We start from the raw sequence: 20933 nt of genomic DNA, 5'->3' as shown, positions 1-20933 counted from the left end.
CAGGCTGACAAAGATCGGCCCCGCCTGCGAACAGACGGGGCCGACAGGACAAGGATCCGGTCAGGCCGGGAGAACGACGACGAAGCGCTGCGGCTCCTCGCCCTCCGACTCGCTCCGGAGACCGGCTGCGGCGATCGCGTCGTGCACGACCTTGCGCTCGAACGGCGTCATCGGGTCCAGCTTCACCGGCTCGCCCGAGCTCTTGACCTCGTCCGCGGCCTTGGCACCCAGCGCCGCGAGGATCTCGCGCTTCTTGGCCCGAAAACCACCGATGTCCAGCATCAGACGGCTGCGGTCACCCGTCTCCCGGTGGACGGCCAGCCGCGTCAGCTCCTGGAGCGCCTCCAGGACCTCACCGTCGCGGCCCACGAGCTTCTGGAGGTCGCGCGCCGATTCGCTGATGATCGACACCGCGGCCCGGTCCGCCTCGACATCCATGTCGATGTCGCCGTCGAGGTCGGCGATGTCGAGCAGACCCTCAAGATAGTCGGCCGCGATCTCGCCCTCCTGTTCCAGGCGGGTCAGGGTGTCGCTGCCGGCCTCGGCGGCGACCGTGGAGGTGGTGCCTTCCGTCACGGATGGACTCCTTCTTACTTCTTGGACGGGTGCTTGGGCCGCTGGGGGCCCTTGCGCTGTCCGGATTTGGCTTGGCGTGAGGAGCCGGAGGCAGGCTTGCCCGCCGACTTCGGCTTGTCGTCCTGCGGTGCGTCCTGCTTCTCGAGCGAGGTCTTGGAGCCGGCGTCCGCGGACTCCGAGTCCTTGGCTCCACCGGCCGTGGCACCGGCCGTGGCACCGGCCGTCTGGCGCTTCGCCTTGGTCTGGCGCTTGGGCTGCTGCCGCTTGGGCGCCTGGCTGCTCTCGGCGTCGACGGCGGCGGTCTCGCTCTTCTGCACCGTGCCGTCCTCCTGGGCCGCGAAGCCCAGCTTGCCGAGGCCGGTGATGAACTTGCGCTCGATGTCGTTGCGGTCGGGGCCCTTGGCGACGATGGCCTTGACGGTGTTGCGCCGGGTGCGGCCGCGCACCTGCTCCCGGGCGGTCACGCTCTTGAGGACCCGCTGGAGGTAGGCGTCCTGCGCCTTGCTGCCCGGCGTGGGGTTCTGGTTGATCACGTACATCTGCTGACCCATGGTCCAGACGTTCGTGGTCAGCCAGTAGACGAGGACACCGACGGGGAAGTTGATGCCCATCACGGCGAAGATGACCGGGAAGATGTACATCAGCATCTTCTGCTGCTGCATGTACGGGGTCTTCACCGTCAGGTCGACGTTCTTCGTCATCAGCTGGCGCTGCGTGAAGAACTGCGAGGCCGACATCAGCACGATCATGATCGCGGTGACGATCCGGACGTCCATCAGAGAAGCGTCGAGCGAGGTGACCTTCTCGACGCTGTCCGTGAACTTCGCGGCGAGCGGGGCGCCGAAGATGTGCGCCTGACGCGCGCTGTCCAGCAGGTCCTGGTTGATCGCCCCGATCTTCTTACCCGAGGCGATGGACGACAGCACGTGATACAGGGCGAAGAAGAACGGGGACTGCGCCAGGATGGGAAGGCACGAGGAGAGCGGGTTGGTGCCCGTCTCCTTGTACAGCTTCATCATCTCTTCGGACTGACGCTGCTTGTCGTTCTTGTAGCGCTCCTGGATCGCCTTCATCTTCGGCTGGAGCACCTGCATGTTGCGGGTCGACTTGATCTGCTTCACGAAGAGCGGGATCAGGCAGATCCGGATCAGCACCACCAGGGACACGATCGACAGGCCCCAGGCCCAGCCGGAGTCGTCGCCGAAGAGCGCCCCGTAGACCTTGTGGAACTGAACGATCACCCATGAGACGGGTGTGGTGATAAAGCTGAACAGACTGGCAATCGTGTCCACTAATCAGGCTCCTTGAGCATTGGGCGAGGTCTCTGCGGCCGGGCTCGGAGGTTCGGAGACCGACCCCCCGGACGGCACATCAGCGGCGGACTCCCCGCCCTTTTCGCCGCGCAGGGCATTGCGCAGCAGCTCGTGCCACCGCGGACGCCTGCGTGGCGGAACATGGTCCACACCGCCGGGTGACCACGGATTGCACCGCAGGATGCGCCAGGCTGTCAGCGCTGTTCCCTTGATGGCACCGTGCCTGTCGATCGACGTATATCCATAGTGGGAACACGACGGGTAATAACGGCAGACAGGCCCGAGGAGTGGACTGATCGTCCACTGGTACAGCTTGATGAGAGCAAGCAGCGGGTACTTCATCGCGCGCCCCCTCCCAGCAGCCGCTGAAGGGCGGCGTCCAGGTCTCGGGCCAGCTGTGCATGATCGGCGTCGCCCGCACCGGGCAGCGCCCGTACGACAACAAGGCTACCGGGGGGCAGCTGAGCCAGCCGATCGCGGACCAGGTGGCGAAGCTTCCGCTTCACCGCGGTACGGACGACCGCGCCCCCCACGGCCTTGCTGACAACGAAACCCGCACGCGGCGGGGGAACAGTCTCCCCCGTCACGTGCGGGTCCGTATCACCGCTGCGTAGATGGACGACGAGCAGTGGACGTCCGGCTCGACGTCCTCGTCGTACCGCGGTCGCGAAGTCCTCGCGCCGCCTCAGCCGATTCTCGGTAGGCAGCACGTCATGGACCTGTTGGCGATCAGGCGGACAGGCTGCTGCGGCCCTTGCCACGGCGGTTCGCGAGAATCGCACGGCCGGCACGGGTACGCATGCGCAGCCGGAAGCCATGGGTCTTGGCGCGACGACGGTTGTTCGGCTGGAAGGTGCGCTTGCTCACTCGGGGGCTCCAGAAATGATTCGTGTGTTGGCGGGACATCGCCTGGCTGTCACCGTGCGCCCACGAGGAACTCGCGTAAACGCCTTAGTGCACCGCTTCACAATCACAGATCGTGATCTTTGCCCATCGGAGGCAGGCGGCAGCAGCCATCGACAACTCGACCTGGTCACGGTACGCGCGGCTACGCCATCCGGTCAAACCGGCTCCGCGCGACCCCTCATTGTGCACAGCCTGTGGACAACAACTTGAACCGCGTGGCTCCGCCTGACTACCGTGGCTGAACTCCGGTTCTTTTCCTTCCCGACTGCCGGGCCTCACCCGACCCGACCCATCCCGTCCCGAGAACCACACATTCGTGGGACATGCGAGAGAGCGTGCCTTGTGGCTGACGTACCTGCCGATCTTGCCGCAGTGTGGCCGCGAGTGCTGGAACAACTCCTCGGGGAGGGTCAGCAGGGCATCGAGCCGAAGGACAAGCAGTGGATCGAGCGCTGCCAGCCCCTGGCACTCGTCGCCGACACCGCACTGCTGGCCGTCCCCAACGAATGGGGCAAGCGTGTCCTGGAGGGCCGGCTCGCGCCGCTCATCAGCGAGACGCTGACCCGTGAGTGCGGCCGCCCCATCCGGATCGCGATCACCGTCGACGACTCCGCGGGCGAACCGCCCTCCCCGCCGGCGCCCCCGATGCACCAGTCGCACCAGAGTCAGCAGGGCCGCCGCTACCCGGCGCAGCCGCGCGACGACGGTCCGCGGGGCGACACGTACGACGGTTACGGCCACCGGCCCTCCGACGACGGCATGCCGACGGCCCGGCCCGCCTACCCCGACTACCAGCAGCAGCGCCCGGAGCCCGGCGCCTGGCCGCGTACCCAGGAGGACCTCTCCTGGCAGCAGCCGCGGCACGGCGGGTACCAGGACCGCGAGCAGCCCTCCGGCGAGCCGTACCGCGAGAGCGAGGCGTACCGCGAGCGCGAGAACGAGCAGTACCGGGAGCAGCCCCCGGAGCAGTGGCGCGAGCCGTACGGCACCGGGCGCCCCCAACAGCACGACTACCGGTCGCAGCCTCCCGAGCACCAGGGGTACGAGCAGCAGCGCCCCGACCGCCAGGACCAGCAGCAGCCGGGTTCTCGCCAGGGCGGCCACGGCCCCGGTCGGGCCGGCGGTTCGGTGCCCGGTCCGATGGGCGCCCAGCCCGCCCCCGCGCCCGGCCCCGGCGAACCGCACGCCCGGCTGAACCCGAAGTACCTCTTCGACACCTTCGTCATCGGGGCGTCCAACCGGTTCGCGCACGCCGCGGCCGTCGCCGTCGCCGAGGCTCCGGCGAAGGCGTACAACCCCCTCTTCATCTATGGGGAGTCCGGGCTCGGCAAGACCCACCTGCTGCACGCCATCGGGCACTACGCGCGGAGCCTCTACCCGGGGACCCGGGTGCGGTACGTGAGCTCGGAGGAGTTCACCAACGAGTTCATCAACTCGATCCGCGACGGCAAGGGCGACACCTTCCGCAAGCGCTACCGCGACGTGGACATCCTGCTGGTCGACGACATCCAGTTCCTGGCGAGCAAGGAGTCGACGCAGGAGGAGTTCTTCCACACCTTCAACACGCTGCACAACGCGAACAAGCAGATCGTGCTCTCCTCGGACCGGCCGCCCAAGCAGCTGGTGACGCTGGAGGACCGGCTGCGCAACCGCTTCGAGTGGGGTCTGACGACCGATGTCCAGCCACCCGAGCTGGAGACCCGGATCGCGATCCTCCGGAAGAAGGCGGTGCAGGAGCAGCTCAACGCCCCGCCGGAGGTCCTGGAGTTCATCGCCTCGCGGATCTCGCGCAACATCCGTGAGCTGGAGGGCGCGCTGATCCGGGTGACCGCCTTCGCCTCGCTGAACCGGCAGCCGGTGGACCTCGGGCTGACCGAGATCGTCCTGAAGGACCTGATCCCGGGCGGCGAGGAATCGGCGCCGGAGATCACCGCGCCGGCCATCATGGCGGCGACCGCGGACTACTTCGGCCTCACCGTGGACGACCTCTGCGGATCCTCGCGCAGCCGGGTCCTGGTGACGGCTCGCCAGATCGCCATGTATCTGTGCCGCGAGCTGACCGACCTCTCACTGCCGAAGATCGGTGCGCAGTTCGGCGGGCGCGACCATACGACGGTGATGCACGCGGACCGGAAGATCCGGGCGCTGATGGCGGAGCGCCGCTCCATCTACAACCAGGTCACCGAGCTGACCAACCGCATCAAGAACGGCTGACGCGGGCTTCCGGGACTTCACCCGAAGCGTTTCCCAGGGGCGCCTGGCGCGGACCTCCACGGTCCGCGCCAGGCGCTTTTCGCGTTCTCGGGGCCCCGCAGCGGCCCGTCCGAGGCCCCGCAGCGACCCGCCCGGAGCCTCCACCGGGCCGTCCGGAGCGGCCCACCGCGCTGTTCGAGGCCCTCGTCGAGCGCTCCGTCGGGCCCGCGCTGTTCGAATACGAGCTGCTCAGAGGCTCTTCTCCACAGATGTGGGAGAAATCTTCCGTCCACAGCCTGGGGACTGGGAAGTTGTCCATATTGCGTCCACAGGGCCCACTGCCGATACTCCATCAGGCCAGGTCACCCGGCTGGGGATTTGTGGTCAACCGTCATCCACAGCCTGTGGACAGAGTTTTCGTCCACAGAGGGTCGCCGTAGTTGTCCACCGGCAACCCACAGGCTGAGCCGTGTTGTCCCCAGCTTCTTCCCGCTTCTCCACACCCCTGTCCACTGTTCGGCAACGCAACACCCGCTCTCACCGCTCGGAGTGAAAGGCGTCACACCAAGGGGGTCGGTTGGGCTGTGGGGAACATGGGTAAAGCTGGGGACAGGCCTGGGGAGAAGTGGCCCCCTCCTGTGCATCGGGTGTGCAGAACTTTCGCCCGTCCACAGAAAGCCCCGGTTGTCCACGGGCGCCACCCACAGGACCGGTGGACAAAAAACAGTCGCTGACCTGCGCAAACGACGTTATCCACGGTATCCACAAGGCCTACTACTACTACCACCCAGAGTTAGCCAGGAATCAGCTTCGAAGTGGGTGCTGTGGACAACTCGACCCTCGACCGCAGCGAAGCTCGTGGCCCGACTTGACCCCGAGCAGCAACGACTGTCGGTGCCGTACGTCAGACTGGACCCCGGAGCCTCCCCAGCCCTCGGCAGGGAGCTCCGGTCCAGACGACGAAGGCCAGCAGGGCGAGCGAGCAACAGCAGGAGGCGGTTCCGGTGAAGATCCGGGTGGAGCGCGATGTACTCGCGGAGGCGGTGGCCTGGGTGGCCCGCAGCCTCCCGGCCCGTCCGCCGGCGCCCGTTCTCGCGGGCCTTCTGCTGAAGGCCGAGGACGGAGCTCTCAGCTTCTCCAGCTTCGACTACGAGGTCTCCGCCAGGGTCTCCGTGGACGCGGAGGTCGACGAGGACGGCACGGTGCTCGTCTCCGGCCGGCTGCTCGCCGACATCTGCCGCGCCCTGCCGAACCGCCCGGTGGAGATCTCCACCGACGGTGTGCGGGCCACGGTCGTCTGCGGCTCCTCCCGCTTCACCCTCCACACACTGCCTGTGGAGGAGTACCCCGCGCTGCCGCAGATGCCGACGGCCACGGGCACCGTCCCCGGTGAGGTCTTCGCCTCGGCCGCCGCCCAGGTCGCCATCGCCGCCGGACGCGACGACACGCTGCCGGTGCTCACCGGTGTGCGGATCGAGATCGAGGGCGACACCGTCACCCTCGCCTCCACCGACCGCTACCGCTTCGCGGTCCGCGAGTTCCTGTGGAAGCCGGAGAACGCCGACGCCTCGGCGGTCGCCCTGGTGCCCGCCAAGACCCTCCTGGACACCGCCAAGGCGCTCACGAGCGGCGACACGGTCACCCTGGCGCTCTCCGGCTCCGGCGCGGGCGAGGGCCTGATCGGCTTCGAGGGCGCCGGACGACGGACGACCACGCGTCTCCTCGAAGGCGATCTTCCGAAGTACCGCACGCTCTTCCCGACCGAGTTCAACTCCGTCGCCGTGATCGAGACAGCCCCCTTCGTCGAGGCCGTCAAGCGTGTGGCCCTGGTCGCCGAGCGCAACACCCCCGTACGGCTCAGCTTCGAGCAGGGTGTCCTCATCCTGGAAGCCGGTTCCAGTGACGACGCACAGGCTGTGGAGCGCGTCGACTCGGTGCTGGAGGGCGACGACATCTCGATCGCCTTCAACCCGACGTTCCTGCTGGACGGTCTGAGCGCGATCGACTCCCCGGTCGCCCAGCTCTCGTTCACCACGTCCACCAAGCCCGCCCTGCTCAGCGGCCGCCCGGCCGTCGACGCCGAGGCGGACGACGCGTACAAGTACCTGATCATGCCGGTCCGCCTCTCCGGCTGATCCCGGCATCCCCCGGCTGATCGGGGGACGTATCCGCGGCAGTTTCCGGCGGGCCCGTTCGGCGCGGAGCGGGCCCGCCGTGCTGTCCCCCGCCGGGCGTAGGCTCGGTCCTGGGCGCAAACGCCCCGACGCTTATCGCCACGACGCTTAAGGAATCTCTGATGGAGCTCGGTCTCGTCGGCCTCGGCAAGATGGGCGGCAACATGCGCGAGCGCATCCGCCGCGCAGGCCACACCGTCATCGGTTACGACCGCAACCCGGATGTCGCCGATGTCCACAGTCTCGAAGAGCTTGTGGGCAAGCTGAAGGGCCCGCGGGTCGTCTGGGTCATGGTCCCGGCCGGTGCCGCGACCCAGTCCACGATCGACGAGCTGGCCGAGCTGCTCTCGCCCGGCGACGTCGTCGTCGACGGGGGGAACTCCCGCTGGACCGACGACGAGAAGCACGCCGCCGAGCTGGGCCTCAAGGACATCGGCTTCGTGGACTGCGGCGTCTCCGGTGGCGTCTGGGGCCTGAAGAACGGTTATGCCCTGATGTACGGCGGCACCGAGGAGAACGTGGCGAAGGTCCAGCCGATCCTCGACGCGCTGAAGCCCGAGGGCGACTTCGGCTCCGTGCACGCGGGCAAGGTCGGCGCCGGCCACTTCGCGAAGATGGTCCACAACGGCATCGAGTACGCCATGATGCAGGCCTACGCCGAGGGCTGGGAGCTGCTGGAGAAGGTCGACTCCGTCACCGACGTGCGCGAGGTCTTCCGCTCCTGGCAGGAGGGCACGGTCATCCGTTCCTGGCTGCTCGACCTCGCGGTCAACGCGCTCGACGACGACGAGCACCTGGAGAAGCTCCGGGGCTTCGCCGCCGACTCGGGCGAGGGCCGGTGGACGGTGGAGGCCGCGATCGACAACGCGGTGCCGCTGCCCGCGATCACGGCGTCGCTGTTCGCGCGGTTCGCCTCGCGCCAGGACGACTCGCCGCAGATGAAGATGATCGCCGCGCTGCGCAACCAGTTCGGCGGCCACGCGGTCGAGTCCAAGTCCGAGAACTGACCGGACCGCCGGCGACGCGTCGGCAGCGCAACAACCTGCGAAGCACCATCGGGAGAGGTCGGCCACCATGCACGTCACCCATCTCTCGCTGGCCGACTTCCGCTCGTACGCCCGGGTCGAGGTCCCTCTCGACCCGGGCGTCACCGCGTTCGTGGGGCCCAACGGGCAGGGCAAGACCAACCTCGTCGAGGCGGTCGGCTACCTCGCCACCCTCGGCAGCCACCGGGTCTCCTCGGACGCCCCGCTGGTGCGGATGGGCGCGGAGCGGGCGGTGATCCGTGCGGCGGTCACCCAGGGTGAGCGTGCGCAGCTGGTCGAGCTGGAGCTGAACCCCGGCCGCGCCAACCGGGCCCGTATCAACCGGTCCTCGCAGGTCAGACCGCGTGACGTGCTCGGGATCATACGGACCGTGCTGTTCGCGCCGGAGGATCTGGCCCTGGTCAAGGGCGACCCCGGGGAGCGGCGACGGTTCCTGAACGAGCTGATCACGGCGCGGTCGCCCCGGATGGCCGGGGTCCGCTCCGACTACGAGCGGGTGCTCAAGCAGCGCAACACCCTGCTGAAGTCCGCGGCGATGGCCCGGCGGCACGGCGGCCGCTCGATGGACATGTCCACCCTCGACGTCTGGGACCAGCACCTGGGCCGGGTGGGCGCGGAGCTGCTCGCGCAGCGCCTCGATCTGATCGCCACGCTCCAGCCGCTGGCCGACAAGGCGTACGGGGACGTGGCTCCGGGCGGCGGTCCGGTGGCGCTGGAGTACCGCAGCTCGGTCGGTGAGGACGTGGGTCCCGCGCGCACCCGCGACGAGCTGTACGAGCAGCTGATCGCGGCGCTCGTGGGCGTCCGCAAGCAGGAGATCGAGCGGGGCGTGACCCTCGTCGGCCCGCACCGCGACGATCTGGTGCTCGGTCTGCGGGGGATGCCGGCGAAGGGGTACGCGAGCCACGGCGAGTCCTGGAGCTACGCGCTGGCGCTGCGGCTGGCCAGTTACGAGCTGCTGCGCTCCGAGGGCAACGAGCCGGTGCTGGTGCTGGACGACGTCTTCGCCGAGCTGGACGCCCGTCGCCGTGAGCGGCTGGCGGAGCTGGTGGCTCCGGGCGAGCAGGTGCTCGTGACGGCCGCGGTGGCGGAAGACGTGCCGGGCGTGCTGGCGGGGGCGCGGTACGCGGTGTCCTCGGGCGAGGTGGAGCGCGTATGACCGCCCGGGGCGAGGGCGGGGCGGGCCGGCGGGGATCGGCCTCCCGCGCGAGCGGTACGGGAGCGGCGCGCGCGAAGGGCGCGGGCCGGGCCGGTGGGCCGGCAGAGGCGTTGCCGGATCCGGCTGCTTCCGGGACGACGGCCGGGACGACGCCCGGGGCGGCCTCCGGGGCTCACTCCGGGGCGCCTTCAGGGGTGCCGAAGCCGCCCGAGGTGACCGGGGTCGATCTCGCCCGGGTCGCGTTGCGGGCGGCGAAGGAGCAGGCCAGGGCGCGGGGTGCGGCGGCGCAGCAGAAGAAGCAGGCCCGGCGGGGCGGCGGGCTGCGCTCGGGCGCCCGGTCGGACGGCCGGGATCCACAGCCGTTGGGCTCCGCGATCAACCGGCTGATCACCGAGCGGGGCTGGGAGACGCCCGCCGCGGTCGGCGGGGTGATGGGGCGGTGGCCGCAGATCGTCGGCGACGATCTGGCGAACCACTGCGTACCCCTGCGGTACGACGACGATCCGGACGCCCGGGTACTGACCGTGAGCTGTGACTCGACGGCGTGGGCGACGCAGCTGCGGCTGCTGGCTCCTCAGCTGGTGGCCCGGCTGAACGCGGATCTGGGGCAGGGCACCGTACGGATGATCAAGGTGGTCGGGCCGGGGGGGCCGGAGCGCCGGTTCGGGCCGTTGCGGGCGCCCGGCAGCAAGGGTCCTGGCGACACCTACGGGTGAGGGTGCGGGGCGTCGGCGGGAGGGGTCGGGCCCTCGCGGCCCCGCGGTCGGGCCCTCCGCTCCTTACGCCCCACCCGTGAGGATCATCGGTCACCGCGCTGAGCTGCACTTTTGGCGTAAACTTGTCGTGTACCGGGCGGGCGTATGGGTGGGTTCGTCGGGGTTCGCGCGAGAGGAAACCGGGCGGTACGGCCGGAGCGTCCCTCACCGTAGCGAGAGGTTGACAGGCCGAAGCGCTCAAAGCCCTTCAGGGCCTCTTGGAGCCCCTTCCCGAATATGGGGAGTCGTCAGCCGCTCATTCAGGGCGGCACATGCGTACTCAGGTACCGGCAAACCCCCATTCATGTCAGTGCTACCGGTAGACTGGTGAGTAATCCCGCCGCTGAGGCGGGAGTCGTCGATACAAGCCGAACGACGCAGCCGCTCCCGCCTGTCCGGAGAACGGCCTGTGCTGTGCCAGAAAGGGCGCTTCGTGGCCGATTCCGGCAACCCCAACGAGAACATTCCGTCCACAGCGGGCGAGCACGGCGAGGTCGCCGCCTCGTACGACGCCAGCGCGATCACCGTGCTGGAAGGGCTGGACGCGGTCCGCAAGCGGCCTGGCATGTACATCGGCTCGACCGGTGAGCGCGGCCTGCACCACCTCGTGCAGGAAGTCGTCGACAACTCGGTCGACGAGGCGATGGCGGGCCACGCGGACACCATCGACGTCACGATCCTCGCCGACGGCGGGGTGCGTGTGATCGACAACGGCCGGGGCATCCCGGTCGGCATCGTGCCGTCCGAAGGGAAGCCGGCCGTCGAGGTCGTGCTGACCGTGCTGCACGCGGGCGGCAAGTTCGGCGGCGGCGGCTACGCCGTCTCCGGCGGTCTGCACGGCGTCGGCGTCTCCGTCGTCAACGCCCTGTCCACCCGGGTCGCCGTCGAGGTCAAGACCGACGGCCACCGCTGGACCCAGGACTACAAGCTCGGTGTCCCGACCGCCCCGCTGGCCCAGCACGAGGCCACCGAGGAGACCGGCACGACCGTCACCTTCTGGGCCGACGGGGACATCTTCGAGACCACCGAGTACAGCTTCGAGACCCTCTCGCGCCGCTTCCAGGAGATGGCGTTCCTCAACAAGGGCCTCACCCTCAAGCTCACCGACGAGCGGGAGTCGGCGAAGGCGACGGCGGGCGCGGACAGCGCGGACGCGGTCGAGCCCGCCGAGGAGGAGGCCGCCCGCACGGTCACGTACCACTACGAAAACGGCATCGTCGATTTCGTGAAGTACCTCAACTCCCGCAAGGGCGACGTCATTCACCAGTCGGTGATCGACATCGAGGCCGAGGACAAGGACCGTCTTCTCTCGGCCGAGATCGCCATGCAGTGGAACACGCAGTACACCGAGGGCGTCTACTCCTTCGCCAACGCGATCCACACGCACGAGGGCGGCACGCACGAGGAGGGCTTCCGCGCGGCGCTGACCTCGCTGGTCAACCGGTACGCGCGCGACAAGAAGCTGCTCCGCGAGAAGGACGACAACCTCACCGGCGAGGACGTCCGCGAGGGCCTCACCGCGATCATCTCGGTGAAGCTGGGCGAGCCGCAGTTCGAGGGCCAGACGAAGACCAAGCTGGGCAACACGGAGGCCAAGACCTTCGTGCAGAAGGTCGTCCACGAGCAGCTGACGGACTGGTTCGACCGGAACCCCAACGAGGCCGCCGACATCATCCGTAAGGGCATCGCCGCCTCGACCGCCCGCGTGGCGGCCCGCAAGGCGCGTGACCTGACGCGGCGCAAGGGGCTGCTGGAGAGCGCCTCGCTGCCGGGCAAGCTCAGCGACTGCCAGTCGAACGACCCCACCAAGTGCGAGATCTTCATCGTCGAGGGTGACTCCGCCGGCGGTTCGGCGAAGTCCGGCCGCAACCCGATGTACCAGGCGATCCTGCCCATCCGCGGCAAGATCCTGAACGTCGAGAAAGCCCGGATCGACAAGATCCTCCAGAACACCGAGGTCCAGGCGCTGATCTCGGCGTTCGGCACCGGGGTCCACGAGGACTTCGACATCGAGAAGCTCCGTTATCACAAGATCATTCTGATGGCGGACGCCGACGTCGACGGTCAGCACATCAACACCCTGCTGCTGACGTTCCTCTTCCGCTTCATGCGGCCCCTGGTGGAGCAGGGCAACGTCTACCTCTCGCGCCCGCCGCTCTACAAGATCAAGTGGGGCCGGGACGACTTCGAGTACGCCTACTCGGACCGGGAGCGCGACGCCCTGGTGGCGCTCGGCAAGCAGAACGGCAAGCGGATCAAGGAAGACTCGATCCAGCGCTTCAAGGGCCTCGGCGAGATGAACGCCGAAGAGCTGCGCATCACGACCATGGACGTCGACCACCGGGTCCTCGGCCAGGTGACGCTGGACGACGCGGCGCAGGCCGACGACCTGTTCTCGGTGCTCATGGGCGAGGACGTCGAGGCGCGGCGCTCGTTCATCCAGCGCAATGCCAAGGACGTCCGCTTCCTCGACATCTGAGTCGGCCGTACCAGCGACGCCGCAGCTCGAAAGGACTTTGACCAGCAATGGCCGACGAGAACACCCCTGTGACACCCGAACCCGTGATGCCCGAGGCGGAGATCATCCCCGGCGTGGGCATGCGCGTCGAGCCCGTCGGGCTCGAGACGGAGATGCAGCGCTCCTACCTCGACTACGCGATGTCCGTCATCGTCTCGCGTGCGCTGCCCGACGTACGGGACGGCCTCAAGCCCGTCCACCGCCGGGTGCTGTACGCGATGTACGACGGCGGGTACCGCCCCGAGAAGGGCTTCTACAAGTGCGCCCGCGTCGTCGGCGACGTGATGGGCACCTACCACCCGCACGGCGACTCCTCCATCTACGACGCCCTGGTGCGCCTCGCGCAGCACTGGTCGATGCGCATGCCGCTGGTGGACTCCAACGGCAACTTCGGCTCCCCGGGCAACGACCCGGCCGCCGCCATGCGGTACACCGAGTGCAAGATGATGCCGCTGTCCATGGAGATGGTCCGGGACATCGACGAGGAGACCGTCGACTTCCAGGACAACTACGACGGCCGCAACCAGGAGCCGACGGTCCTGCCGGCGCGCTTCCCGAACCTGCTGGTCAACGGCTCCGCGGGCATCGCGGTCGGCATGGCGACCAACATCCCGCCGCACAACCTCCGCGAAGTCGCCTCCGGCGCCCAGTGGTATCTGGAGCACCCCGAGGCCTCGCACGAGGAGCTGCTGGACGCGCTGATCGAGCGCATCAAGGGCCCCGACTTCCCCACCGGCGCGCTGGTCGTGGGCCGCAAGGGCATCGAGGAGGCGTACCGCACCGGCCGTGGCTCCATCACGATGCGCGCGGTCGTCGCGGTCGAGGAGATCCAGGGCCGTCAGTGCCTGGTCGTCACGGAGCTTCCGTACCAGACCAACCCCGACAACCTCGCGCAGAAGATCGCCGACCTGGTCAAGGACGGCAAGGTCGGCGGGATCGCGGACGTACGCGACGAGACCTCCTCGCGTACGGGGCAGCGCCTGGTCGTCGTCCTCAAGCGGGACGCGGTCGCCAAGGTCGTCCTGAACAACCTGTACAAGCACACCGACCTCCAGACGAACTTCGGCGCGAACATGCTGGCGCTCGTCGACGGGGTGCCGCGCACGCTGTCGATCGACGCGTTCATCCGCCACTGGGTGACGCACCAGATCGAGGTCATCGTCCGGCGGACGAAGTTCCGGCTGCGCAAGGCGGAGGAGCGGGCGCACATCCTGCGCGGCCTCCTCAAGGCCCTGAACGCCATCGACGAGGTCATCGCCCTCATCCGGCGTTCCAACACGGTGGACATCGCACGCGAGGGCCTCATGGGCCTGCTGGAGATCGACGAGCTCCAGGCGAACGCGATCCTGGAGATGCAGCTGCGCCGGCTGGCCGCGCTGGAGCACCAGAAGATCACCGCCGAGCACGACGAGCTCCAGGCGAAGATCAACGAGTACAACGAGATCCTGGCCTCGCCCGCCAAGCAGCGCACCATCGTCAGCGAGGAGCTGGCGGCGATCGTCGACAAGTTCGGCGACGACCGGCGCTCCGCGCTGGTGCCCTTCGACGGTGACATGTCCATCGAGGACCTGATCGCCGAGGAGGACATCGTCGTCACGATCTCCCGCAGCGGCTATGTGAAGCGCACGAAGACGGACGACTACCGCTCGCAGAAGCGCGGCGGCAAGGGCGTGCGCGGGACGAAGCTGCGGGAAGACGACATCGTCGACCACTTCTTCGTCTCGACGACCCACCACTGGCTGCTGTTCTTCACGAACAAGGGCCGGGTCTACCGGGCCAAGGCGTACGAGCTCCCGGACGCCGGCCGGGACGCGCGCGGCCAGCACGTCGCCAACCTGCTGGCCTTCCAGCCGGACGAGAAGATCGCCCAGATCCTGGCGATCCGCGACTACGAGGCCGTGCCGTACCTGATCCTGGCCACGAAGGGCGGTCTGGTGAAGAAGACCGCGCTCAAGGACTACGACTCGCCGCGCTCGGGCGGTGTCATCGCGATCAACCTCCGCGAGATGCCGGACGGCGGCGACGACGAGCTGATCGGCGCCGAGCTGGTGTCGGCCGAGGACGATCTGCTGCTCATCAGCAAGAAGGCCCAGTCGATCAGGTTCACCGCGACGGACGACGCGCTGCGCCCGATGGGCCGTGCCACCTCGGGCGTCAAGGGGATGAGTTTCCGCGAGGGCGACGAACTGCTCTCGATGAATGTCGTCCGGCCCGGTACGTTCGTCTTCACCGCTACCGACGGCGGGTACGCGAAGCGGACCCCTGTCGACGAGTACCGCGTCCAGGGCCGCGGCGGCCTCGGCATCAAGGCCGCCAAGATCGTGGAGGACCGCGGATCGCTCGTCGGTGCGCTGGTGGTCGAGGAGACGGACGAGATTCTCGCCATCACGCTCGGCGGTGGTGTGATTCGTACGCGAGTCAATGAAGTCAGGGAGACGGGCCGTGACACCATGGGCGTTCAACTGATCAATCTGGGCAAGCGCGACGCCGTCGTCGGCATCGCGCGCAACGCCGAGGCCGGCCGTGAGGCGGAAGAGGTCGATGGGGCCGATGACGTCGATGGCGAGCTGGCCGAGGTTCACGCCGAGGGCGTGAGCGAGGGCACTGTCGAGGGCACGGAGCCTTCGACCGGGGAGCACGAGGAGTAGAGCGTGAGTGGAGCCACGGGCGCCGGTTCGGCCGCTTCCGGATCTGGAGCGAACGGTGCCCGTGGCCCTGCCACGGACTCCCAAGGGGGCACTGTGACGGACACACGAGGGCCTCAGCCCCAGTACGAGGGTTACGCGACCGGGCCCCTGCCCGGCGAGCGTGAGCCCGCACCGGGGCCGTCGGGGCCGTACCACCCGCCCCAGGCGTACCAGGGGCCCGGAGAGCCGGCCGGCGGCACGCTGGGCGGCGCGCAGGGCGTGGGCGGCGCTCAGGCGACGCGTAAGCCGCGCACAGGGGCGCGGACCACTCCGCGTACCCGCAAGGCCCGTCTGCGGGTGGCCAAGGCCGACCCGTGGTCGGTGATGAAGGTCAGCTTCCTGCTGTCGATCGCGCTGGGCATCTGCACGGTGGTGGCGTCGGCGGTGCTGTGGATGGTCATGGACGCGATGGGCGTCTTCGAGACCGTCGGCGGCACGATCAGCGAGGCCACCGGCTCGAACGAGAGCAACGGCTTCGATCTGCAGTCGTTCCTGTCGCTGCCGCGCGTGCTCATCTTCACCTCGGTCATCGCCGTGATCGACGTGGTGCTGGCCACCGCTCTGGCGACGCTGGGCGCCTTCATCTACAACCTGTCGGCGGGCTTCGTGGGCGGCGTCGAGCTCACGCTGGCCGAGGACGAGTAGCGCGCCGGGTATCGATTTTGGGACTGGCCCCGACGTGCGCTAATCTTCAGAAGTCAGCGCGAGAGCGCGGCGGGGCTATAGCTCAGTTGGTTAGAGCGCATCCCTGATAAGGATGAGGCCACAGGTTCAAATCCTGTTAGCCCCACAGAACGAAGACCCCCAGTCACCAGTGGCTGGGGGTCTTCGCGTTGAGGGTGGTGTTGCTGCTGCTGCTGTCGGTCGGCCTCGGCCCGGGCCGGGTGGGCGCGTCGGCCGGGGAGCCGGGCGTACGGCCGGGGCGTTGAGGACCTTGGGAAGGCCCCGGGACTACCGGAGGTGGCCCCGGACATGGCGAAGGCCCCGTGTCCATGAGGGCTCCGGGGCGCAGGACAGGTTCGGGGCACACGGAAAGGGCCCCCGGCCGGTGTGAACCGGACCAGGGGCCCCGGAGTGCGGTGGGCACCGGGATCAGGGAGGTGGCGCCGGGGAGTCGCCTTCCGGGGCTGTGGGGTGGGAGCCGGCCGGGCCGGTCGTGCGGGCGGCCTCCGCGGGGTCGAGCGACAGGTGCCGGGTGGCCGGGGAGGAGCCGTGGGCCTCGGCGCGGATGCGCTGCTTCATGGTGGGCGGCACGGCCCGGTCACGCGGAAGGGTCCATCGGACCGAGGGGGCGATCGGGGTTGCCGCGGTGGCTGCCGTGTGCTCCTGTGCCGTGGTGCTCGGCTGCGCCGCGGCGTTCGTGGCGTTCGCGGTGCCCGCCGTGGCGGTGGCGAGGCCCAGCGAGGCCAGGAGGGCGAAGAACGCGGTGATGAAGGCGGTCCAGAGGTTCTTGGGCTGGAAGGTGCTCATGGCCCCTCGCTTTCGGACGGTCCGGTTGCTGACTTCTCCGATCATGTGGATCCGGGCCGTGGTTTCGAGGAGCGACGCCCGCTCTGCGCCGATCTTCGGATGAACACCACTCGTATGGTGCAACCGGAGTGGACAGGCCCTCGCGGACGGTCGGAAGAGGGTGCCGGGAGGTCCTTCCGGACGCCGTGGAGGGGCGCTCCGGGGCCCCCGGGCAGGTAACCGATCGGTATCGGCCGGTGTGTATAGTCGGCGACAGAAGGCCCATACGCCAAGGAAAGACGAGGTCGCGCGGTGAAGAAGCTTCTCCTGGTCGCACTGGCCGCCATCGGCGGGCTCCTCGTGTACCGCCAGATCCAGGCGGATCGCGCCGAGCAGGATCTGTGGACGGAGGCGACCGACTCCGTGCCCGCAGGTTCGGGTGTGTGAGACGGCACAGTCTGTTACGGGCCCCGGTCGCTGAGCGGCCGGGGCTTCGTGCTGCTCGGGGCCCGCTCGTCGGCGTGCGGGCCCTTTGCCGTACGCGCGCGGTGCCCGTACCTCCGGGCCTCCTCGCCTCTTGAGTTCACTGGAGCACATACATAAATTGCTCTGGTGAACTCCGGCTGGGTGTCGGCGAGGGACGGAACGCGGACAAGAGGGGCAATGCGGCTGCGGCCGGAGACACCGGCGGTACGGGCGGGGCAGGATGGACCGGCATCGCGGCCGGGCGGTCGACGGCACCCGGCGCGTGAGGACGACGAGGGGAAGCGCGTGAAGAGGCAGCGCAACAGGGCCCGGGTGGTGGCCGCGGTACTCGCGGCGATGTGCGCGGCGGCGGCCCTGCCGGGGCAGGCGCACGCGGCCGGCCCCGGGGTGTACGCGTTCGACCCCGACGCGAAGAACGTGCAGGGGGCGGTGACCAACGTCGAGGCGTCCACGCTGGACGAGGGCGTCCCGTACCGCAGCATGATCAAGCCGGGCGAGAAGCTCTACTACCGGGTCACGCTGGACGACGCCTCCGCTGCCTACGTCTCGGCGGTCGCGGTGCCCGGCGACAGCGGCGCGGTCGCCTACGGCGACGGCATCAACGTCAGTCTCCGGGAGACCGACGACACCCAATGCGGCGCGAAGCGGGCCAACTTCGGCGCGGGGGCGTACGCGCGTCCCATCGCCGCGTACGTCTCCCGGACCATCAAGGATTCCAGCACCACCTGCCAGGAGAGCGGCCAGTACGACGTCCTCGTCGAGCGCGAGAGCAAGGAGACGTCCAACTCCGACGCCTGGGACCTGGAGTTGCGCTTCCTCCAGGAGCCGCGGTTGAGGAGCGGGGCGGCCATGCCGACCGACGGGCCCGAAAGCTGGCCCTCGGCCTCGGCGAAGCCGCTGACCGGGAAGCAGCAGAAGCGGTCCGGCGGGGCCGGGTACTCCGAGGCCACCAGTCTGGAGAACGGTCGCTGGCAGGACACGGTCGCCCCGGGTCAGACCCGCTTCTACCGGGTGCCGGTCGACTGGGGCCAGCAGCTCCACGCCACCGCGGGGCTCTCCAACAGCACGGGAGCCACCGCGGAGTTCGTGGGCAACGCGCTCACCCTGTCACTGGACAATCCCGCCCAGGGACATGTCTCCGACGCCACCCTCTCGTACTCCGGAGGGCCTGCTTCCGCGTCCCTGAGGCCGCTGCCGCCGGTGGCCTACCGCAACCGGTTCGCCCCCTCGACCCAGGTCAGCGCCATGCGCTTCGCGGGCTGGTACTACCTGTCGGTGTCCCTCAGCCCGAAGCTCAAGGAGTCCTACGGCGCCGAGCCGATCCCGTTCGAGCTGGCGGTCCAGGTGAAGAACAAGGCCGAGACGTCCCCGTACGAGGGTGACGCCGGGGTCTTCGGCGTCACCGACCAGGACCGGGAAGTGGCCCGGAAGGGGAAGAACGCCCGGGAGGCCGCGCGGAGCGGCCCGATGACGGTGGTCGCCGCGGCCGGGATCGGCACGGGGTCCGTGCTGCTGCTCGGGCTGGGCGTCTGGACGCTGCTGGCCCGCCGCCGCGCCGCCGGGTCCCCGGCGGCGGGTACGCCGGTCGCCGGGGACCACCAGCCGCCGCAGGGCGGGTAGCCGGACCGGCGGCGGGGTCGTCAGACCTGGGTCAGGGCCCAGATGCCGACCGCGAAGCAGATCAGCGCTGCCACCAGCACCCCGGCCGCGACCTTCGGGGGCGGTGCGTCCGGCGTGAACGGTGCGGGTGACGACTGCTGGAACCCCGGCTGTGCGTGCGGCGGTTGCTGCGGGGGCGGTGCGTCCGCGGTGAACGGGGCGGCCGGCGGTTGCTCGAACCCCGGCTGTGCGTAAGGCGGTTGCCGCGAGTGCGAGGCTTCGGACGGGGGTGCGAGGTGGAAGCTGCCCGTCTCGGACATCGACGCGGGGGGCGGTGAGGAGGCCTGCTGTCCGGGCTCCGGAACGGCCGGCCGCGCCGGTGTGGCCGCGGGGTCGGGTGCGGGCTTCTCGGGCTGCTGAGGGGCGGTCACGGGCCCGTCGGGGCCGAATCCCGGCGGCAGCGGCCCGATCTGGTCGAACACCTCCACCGGCTCGTCGTCCGTGCCGGGTTCGGGGAGCATCTCGACCGCGGCGGTCAGGGCCTTGCGGGCGCCCGTCGCCGTCCGGAACCGGGCGTGCGGGTCCGGCTGGAGCAGCCCGGCCAGAACCTGCCACAGCGGTTCGGGAATGCCGTTGGGGGCACTCGGGGTGCCGTGCGCGGCGAAGTGCTCCACCAGCGCCCGGGAGTCGGGCTTCTGGCCCTGGAGGAGGTAGAGCGCGACCAGGCCGACCGCGAAGAGGTCTGCGGGGAAGTCGGGTTCGGCGCCCATCATCTGCTCGGGGGCGAAGTAACCGGGCGTGCCGACCACGTAGTTGGTCTCGGTCAGCCGGGGCTCGCCCTTGCGCATCGAGATGCCGAAGTCGGAGAGGCGCAGATGCGGGCGGCCCGTTCCGGTCGCCTTCATCAGGATGTTGGCGGGCTTGATGTCGCGGTGCACCACCCCTTCGGCGTGCACCGTGGAGAGTCCGGAGAGCAGCTGGTCCAGCAGCAGGCAGACGAAGCGCGGGGGCAACGGCCCGTAGTCGCCGATGACATGGGCGAGCGAGCCGCCGCTCACCAGGTCCATGGTGAACAGGACCTTGTCGTCGTCGGCGGCCCAGCTGGCCGGGGCCAGCACATGCGGGTGCTCGATGCGCAGGGCCTGTTCGCGGACGAAGCGCAGCAGCGTGTGCGCGTCGCTCTGCTGGAGCACCTTGGCCGCGACGTACCTGCGGCGGCGGTGGTCCCAGGCGCGCCAGACGGCGCCGACCCCGCCCCGTCCGATCGGATCGATCAGCTCGTACCGACCAGCGAAGACCTCACCCATTGTGCTGCGCCCGCTCCCCGTTCCCATGGTGCCGCGGCGTCTGCCGCGGCCCGTGTCCGGCCCCGTGTCCTGCCGGCACCAGGGCGCCGCACGGTGTGCGCGTGCCCTGGCTCCGCCGTCCGTCGTGGTCCGGAGCCGCTAGCTCTGGTGCCCCTCGTAGTGCGCGACCGCGTCCGCGGTGCGTCCCGCTCCGTACACCTTGAGGAACTCTGCCAGCTCCGGGTGGGTCGGGGCGAGGGCGTCCGCGGCATCGATGATGTCGCCGGCCGCCGCGACCGACCGCAGCAGGGACTGGATCTCGCGCACCACACGGCGGACGGTGGGAGCGCCGCCGGTGGAGGTGGTCTGGCCGGTGGGGGTCAGGACCGACCCACCCTGCGACTTCTTGATCTCCCCCATGCGGTCGGTGGCCTCGCCCGCGCTGACGCTGCCGTCGGCCACCTGGCTCGCCAGCTCCTGGAGGGCCTGGACGCGCTGGACCACCGCGGGATTCCCGATCTTGGCCCGCTGGCCGCTCATCAGTTGGGAGAGCATCGGGGCGGAGAGCCCGAGAACAGCGGCCAGCCGGGCCTGGTTCAGGCCGAGGTCATCGATCAGCCGACGGAAGAGGGCCCCCAACGGCTCTCCGTACCAACTGCGTTGAAGCTCTCTGGCTCTTGCCGTCGCCTCTTGTTGCGCTGCGTCCATGGCGTCTCCCCATCGCTGCGGCTTCGCTGCTGCGAACCTTGCGAGCATCTTACGGAGCGTGGTCGTCCACGGGGAGTC

The 20933-nt window shown here is 69.4% G+C and carries 18 protein-coding genes and 1 tRNA gene; 11 read left to right on the top strand and 8 right to left on the bottom strand.

The features are described 5' to 3' along the window. Positions 1-60 precede the first annotated feature (60 nt). Genes D581_RS0111230 through rpmH form a run of 5 tightly spaced genes read right to left on the bottom strand, consistent with a single transcriptional unit; the run spans position 61 to position 2756 of the window. Positions 61-576: a R3H domain-containing nucleic acid-binding protein gene (locus tag D581_RS0111230; RefSeq protein WP_018957323.1), complete on the bottom strand. Its 516-nt coding sequence runs from the start codon at positions 574-576 to the stop codon at positions 61-63. Positions 577-590: 14 nt separating this feature from the next. Then, the gene (gene yidC, locus D581_RS0111225) at positions 591-1868 is read right to left on the bottom strand and encodes a membrane protein insertase YidC (protein WP_018957322.1); all 1278 of its coding nucleotides are present in this window, start codon (positions 1866-1868) and stop codon (positions 591-593) included. Positions 1869-1871: 3 nt separating this feature from the next. After that, positions 1872-2231 carry a membrane protein insertion efficiency factor YidD gene (gene yidD / locus D581_RS1000000139575; protein ID WP_078625761.1) on the bottom strand — a complete coding sequence of 120 codons (360 nt, stop codon included), beginning with the start codon at positions 2229-2231 and terminating at the stop codon, positions 1872-1874. Further along, complete coding sequence (gene rnpA, locus D581_RS1000000139570) at positions 2228-2599, bottom strand: ribonuclease P protein component (RefSeq protein WP_007447378.1); 372 nt, start codon at positions 2597-2599, stop codon at positions 2228-2230. The genes yidD and rnpA overlap by 4 nt, the downstream gene beginning before the upstream one ends. A 19-nt stretch (positions 2600-2618) precedes the next feature. Next, positions 2619-2756, bottom strand: a complete 138-nt coding sequence (gene rpmH / locus D581_RS0111215) for a 50S ribosomal protein L34 (protein WP_003967884.1) — start codon at positions 2754-2756, stop codon at positions 2619-2621. Between the two features lie 381 nt (positions 2757-3137). On the opposite strand from rpmH, the gene dnaA reads away from it, so the two are divergent. From dnaA to D581_RS0111170, 9 genes are all read left to right on the top strand, one after another. Continuing rightward, on the top strand, positions 3138-5009 hold the full coding sequence (dnaA, locus tag D581_RS0111210) for a chromosomal replication initiator protein DnaA (protein ID WP_078625758.1): 1872 nt from the start codon (positions 3138-3140) through the stop codon (positions 5007-5009). Between the two features lie 983 nt (positions 5010-5992). Beyond that, entirely contained in the window at positions 5993-7123 is a 1131-nt protein-coding gene (gene dnaN, locus D581_RS0111205) for a DNA polymerase III subunit beta (protein ID WP_018957319.1), read from the top strand. Positions 7124-7284: 161 nt separating this feature from the next. Next, positions 7285-8169 carry a phosphogluconate dehydrogenase (NAD(+)-dependent, decarboxylating) gene (gene gnd, locus D581_RS0111200; RefSeq protein ID WP_018957318.1) on the top strand — a complete coding sequence of 295 codons (885 nt, stop codon included), beginning with the start codon at positions 7285-7287 and terminating at the stop codon, positions 8167-8169. A gap of 67 nt (positions 8170-8236) precedes the next feature. Further along, entirely contained in the window at positions 8237-9367 is a 1131-nt protein-coding gene (recF, locus tag D581_RS0111195; protein WP_018957317.1) for a DNA replication/repair protein RecF, read from the top strand. Further along, a complete protein-coding gene (locus D581_RS0111190; RefSeq protein ID WP_486585827.1) occupies positions 9364-10083 on the top strand; it encodes a DciA family protein in 720 nt (239 codons plus the stop codon). The genes recF and D581_RS0111190 overlap by 4 nt, the downstream gene beginning before the upstream one ends. Positions 10084-10531: 448 nt before the next feature. Beyond that, a complete protein-coding gene (gyrB, locus tag D581_RS0111185; protein WP_018957315.1) occupies positions 10532-12601 on the top strand; it encodes a DNA topoisomerase (ATP-hydrolyzing) subunit B in 2070 nt (689 codons plus the stop codon). A 47-nt stretch (positions 12602-12648) separates the two neighbouring features. After that, positions 12649-15288, top strand: coding sequence for a DNA gyrase subunit A (gyrA, locus tag D581_RS0111180; protein ID WP_018957314.1), 2640 nt, complete (start codon positions 12649-12651; stop codon positions 15286-15288). A gap of 93 nt (positions 15289-15381) precedes the next feature. Beyond that, the gene (locus D581_RS0111175; RefSeq protein ID WP_026290410.1) at positions 15382-15972 is read left to right on the top strand and encodes a DUF3566 domain-containing protein; all 591 of its coding nucleotides are present in this window, start codon (positions 15382-15384) and stop codon (positions 15970-15972) included. Between the two features lie 71 nt (positions 15973-16043). Next, positions 16044-16117: transfer RNA gene (locus tag D581_RS0111170), tRNA-Ile, on the top strand. A 302-nt stretch (positions 16118-16419) separates the two neighbouring features. Here the strand turns inward: D581_RS0111170 and D581_RS0111165 are convergent. Then, positions 16420-16797 carry a DUF6344 domain-containing protein gene (locus D581_RS0111165; protein WP_018957312.1) on the bottom strand — a complete coding sequence of 126 codons (378 nt, stop codon included), beginning with the start codon at positions 16795-16797 and terminating at the stop codon, positions 16420-16422. A 291-nt stretch (positions 16798-17088) separates the two neighbouring features. On the opposite strand from D581_RS0111165, the gene D581_RS1000000142040 reads away from it, so the two are divergent. Both D581_RS1000000142040 and D581_RS0111155 read left to right on the top strand, forming a co-directional pair. Next, complete coding sequence (locus D581_RS1000000142040) at positions 17089-17223, top strand: DLW-39 family protein (RefSeq protein WP_003958712.1); 135 nt, start codon at positions 17089-17091, stop codon at positions 17221-17223. Positions 17224-17547: 324 nt separating this feature from the next. After that, positions 17548-18882 carry a hypothetical protein gene (locus D581_RS0111155; RefSeq protein WP_018957311.1) on the top strand — a complete coding sequence of 445 codons (1335 nt, stop codon included), beginning with the start codon at positions 17548-17550 and terminating at the stop codon, positions 18880-18882. A gap of 20 nt (positions 18883-18902) precedes the next feature. On the opposite strand, the gene D581_RS0111150 is transcribed toward D581_RS0111155, so the two are convergent. Continuing rightward, positions 18903-20168, bottom strand: coding sequence for a serine/threonine protein kinase (locus D581_RS0111150; protein WP_018957310.1), 1266 nt, complete (start codon positions 20166-20168; stop codon positions 18903-18905). A gap of 138 nt (positions 20169-20306) precedes the next feature. Next, positions 20307-20855, bottom strand: coding sequence for a helix-turn-helix domain-containing protein (locus D581_RS0111145; RefSeq protein WP_026290409.1), 549 nt, complete (start codon positions 20853-20855; stop codon positions 20307-20309). Between the last annotated feature and the right edge of the window lie 78 nt (positions 20856-20933).

It is taken from the genome of Streptomyces sp. CNB091 (assembly GCF_000377965.1).
This window is presented reverse-complemented; position numbering and strand designations above follow the sequence as displayed.

Excerpts from the sequence above, each read along its gene's own strand:
- D581_RS0111150 (WP_018957310.1), bottom strand. The coding sequence starts at position 20,168 with ATGGGTGAGGTCTTCGCTGGTCGGTACGAGCTGATCGATCCGATCGGA.
- D581_RS0111165 (WP_018957312.1), bottom strand. The coding sequence starts at position 16,797 with ATGAGCACCTTCCAGCCCAAGAACCTCTGGACCGCCTTCATCACCGCG.
- gnd (WP_018957318.1), top strand. The coding sequence starts at position 7,285 with ATGGAGCTCGGTCTCGTCGGCCTCGGCAAGATGGGCGGCAACATGCGC.
- D581_RS0111145 (WP_026290409.1), bottom strand. The coding sequence starts at position 20,855 with ATGGACGCAGCGCAACAAGAGGCGACGGCAAGAGCCAGAGAGCTTCAA.
- yidD (WP_078625761.1), bottom strand. The coding sequence starts at position 2,231 with ATGAAGTACCCGCTGCTTGCTCTCATCAAGCTGTACCAGTGGACGATC.
- recF (WP_018957317.1), top strand. The coding sequence starts at position 8,237 with ATGCACGTCACCCATCTCTCGCTGGCCGACTTCCGCTCGTACGCCCGG.
- gyrA (WP_018957314.1), top strand. The coding sequence starts at position 12,649 with ATGGCCGACGAGAACACCCCTGTGACACCCGAACCCGTGATGCCCGAG.
- D581_RS0111190 (WP_486585827.1), top strand. The coding sequence starts at position 9,364 with ATGACCGCCCGGGGCGAGGGCGGGGCGGGCCGGCGGGGATCGGCCTCC.